Genomic DNA, 3,135 nt, shown 5'->3' with positions numbered 1-3,135 from the left:
TCAGCTTCCGAACCTTCCTTTGTGGCGATTAGCTGATCTGCATACAGTTTGGCTAGCAAGACAGTGATATCTCTCTCACCCACCATTAGCGAAAGCTTGCGGCAGGCATCGAAATACTCTGGATCGTCGAATAGTTCCCGCTTGCCTTGCTGCGTCAGGTAAGCATCCATGAATGACGAGAGGCGATTTCCCTCAACACGGAGAGGTTTGATAGTAGTTTTGTTTCCACCATCTAGCTTTTCTTCCAGCCGAGACGTAACAACCAAAGCCTTAACCGGGAACTCCGGTGCTTTGAAGGGGATTGCTTGGCGGGTGGCTTCACTCATTTCAGATAAATGATCCACAATCACCAGAATTCGTTGGTGTTTGAGGAGTTGTTCCAGTAGTTCTACAGAAATAGGCTCCGACTTGTCAAGCAAGATTTTGAGTTGCTGGCGAATGGCTTCCATGAAACGCTGTTCGCCTCCTAATTCTTCCTCAATCAGCACTGGCAGCATCCGGTGTTTACAAAGGCGTTCTGCCTTATCTTCTGCCATTGCCCACTTGCCAATCTGACAACCTAAACTCGTTTTGCCTGCACCTCCTTCTCCCCAGATAAGCAGCCGTGCTGGATTTCTCTCAAATGTTGGCTGCAAATCCTTCGCTGTAAGGGATTGAACTAATTTATCGTTGAGATTAACAGGGACAGAAGAAATGTGAATCTTACGCTTATCTACTGTGGGTATCTTCTCAAATCCCTCTTTAGCCTTAGCGATGTTTTTCTCAACCCACGCATCCAGGACTCTAGGACGATAACTCAAAAGCAGGGAACTAATCACGGTGCGAAACACTATGCCCATAACAGTAGTGTCTCCAATCTTTTGATTAACTGTAGTAAAGGGAGAGTTTCGATTCACCCATTCGTTGATTTGCAACAACCACAGTGGTTTTAGCCAGAAGAGTGCTAGGAGTAAAACAACGTAAACCAAAGCTCCCAGTATTCCCCGTGCCCATTTATTTTGAATAATCGGTTGAAATACTCTTTGGGCTATTTTTTCAATATCGACTTTACTTACAAGACCATCAAGAAACTGACGGATACGTGCTAGGTCTTCTTTATCGTCTTTTTTTGAGGCTTCGCTCCGAGTAGACAGTGCTGGCTGACTTATTTTCTGTAGTGCTTGGATGGTTTGGGCTTGTTCTGCTGCCTGCTTGTCCTCAACTTTCTCAATGACAGGAGCAATCTCCCCATCACTCGAAGCGATCGCCCAGCTATTACCTGTCAAAAGCAAGCTTAATGAAAGGAATGAAAGGACGACAACAGCGAGGGCGATTGCGGTCAAGAATCTTTGTCTAATGTGTTTGACCACTGGTTCACTTCTGTTGAGGCTACTTAACTTATTGTAGAAAGCCAGAAGGTTTGCATCGAGAGTGACAGGTAGACAAAAACTCTGTACGAAAATTAATAAGCATCACGCTTTCGTTAAGAAAGAAACAGACGTTTAACTCGTCCAACACCAAGCCCACCCGGAGGCACTGGATCGTCAGATGTGCATACCGCCAGCAGGAAGCAGCTCACATTCGCTTTAGCGCCGCTAGATGTCTGCTCCTAGCTAATTCGCTCTCTAGGCTTTGCCGTTTGAGCAAGGCAGGATTCTTGCGAATCGCTCCAAAGGGCGATACCTATCATGCGATCGCTACCGTGTCTTCGAGAGTGAGGAACCTCCAGCCGCAGCAGAAAAAGAGCGCAACTTGCTCAATCACTCCCAGCCTCACCCCGTTCATTGCCTGAATCACCAACACATCCACTACATATTCAGTCACAAATGTCAATCCGTAGATTTACAGAATATAAAGCCATCTTGTTTTCCAATTTCAGTAAAAACTCTTTTGATTTTGAGACAAAGATTTAGTAAATATATCAAAAAAATAATTTTAAAGGATGAGCAAAATCACATCCAAAGTAGATAGATATCACTCAAGTTTTCTTCTAAAAAAAACTTTTCTAGAAAAAGCTTACTCGGAAGAATTTTTATGGAGTTTAACTTAGTGAATATTTGTAAAGAAACTATAAAGTGCTTTCAATCTAAGACTAGACAAGGATTAGACGATTTGACGGAGAGCCGTCAGCCTAGCTGCTGCAATCCTTGTGGTGCAATAACTAGAGTATCCTTAACAATCTCTTTACAAACGATTGCTCAAACGCCACCTCTTCCCTCGCAAAAATAGTTATCGTATTAGTTAAGGAAGGATTTGATTTAACATGGCTTTAATTAGGAACTACAGACAGCAGTCTTGTATAAATAAATGTATGACGGCTTTTAATGCTGTTTAAACGACCAATTTTTTTTATTAAAGGAGCCTCTATTATATACGAGCTGAAGCCTAATGAAATTAAGTAGAAACTATATTAATTAATAATCCCTATAGAGAAATTGTTGGAGTTGACACCAGCCAATTTACGGGCGCAACCAAATCTCATTAAATTTTGACGTAAGGAGAAAGTTTGACTTTTTCACTGGGGGATACGTTCTCATAAAACTATCAAATGATTTAATTTTATATCTTTCTTTACCTATCTAGAAATTCACTTACAGCTAAAGCTGAACTGAAGGTGAATGGGATGGGTGCGAATGCCCAGAATTTCTAAAGCGGTATTTCACCGATTAGTTCTATAGGAAATTAGATGAACACTTCCCCAACCAGCCATAGGTACACCTCATATGCCGTACAATCCCCATTGTCCTCCAATATCTGGAATTAGGGACAACCATCGTCGAGGAAGCGTTGGCGATTTTTTGAGAACTAAAATCAAGGAAGACTCAACGCTCTCTATTGTCTCTGCTTACTTTACAATCTATGCATTTGATGCCTTAAAAGAACACCTTATAAGCATCAAAAATTTGAAGTTTCTTTTCGGAGAACCTCGCTTCATTAAGTCCCTTGACCCCGATAAGACTGAAAAGAAGACCTTCAAGATTGAAGATGACGGTCTACAGCTACAAAATCGGTTGGTACAAAGGCGAGTGGCGAAAGAATGTGCCGACTGGATTGCAGATAAAGTGCAGATTCGGTCAGTCAAGCAGTCCAACTTACTGCACGGCAAAATGTATCACGTTGCCCATAGTGGGGTTGAGGATGCCATTATGGGGAGTT

1 protein-coding gene and 2 pseudogenes are annotated in these 3,135 nt (G+C 42.3%); 1 reads left to right on the top strand and 2 read right to left on the bottom strand.

What is annotated here, in order from left to right; translation table 11 throughout:
- A pseudogene (locus tag V6C93_RS21220) lies at nucleotides 1–1,322 on the bottom strand (PBS lyase); the annotation flags it as partial.
- Nucleotides 1,323–1,665: 343 nt separating this feature from the next.
- A complete protein-coding gene (locus V6C93_RS21215; protein WP_333478667.1) occupies nucleotides 1,666–1,803 on the bottom strand; it encodes a hypothetical protein in 138 nt (45 codons plus the stop codon).
- A gap of 899 nt (nucleotides 1,804–2,702) precedes the next feature.
- Between V6C93_RS21215 and V6C93_RS38380 the strand changes: the two are divergent.
- Nucleotides 2,703–3,135 (top strand): annotated as a pseudogene (locus tag V6C93_RS38380) (ATP-dependent helicase); the annotation flags it as partial.

Origin of the sequence: Allocoleopsis sp., assembly GCF_036703385.1 — a bacterium.
Lineage (GTDB): Bacteria > Cyanobacteriota > Cyanobacteriia > Cyanobacteriales > Coleofasciculaceae > Allocoleopsis.
The sequence above is the reverse complement of the archived record's forward strand: the minus strand, read 5'-3'. Positions and strand labels throughout refer to the sequence as shown.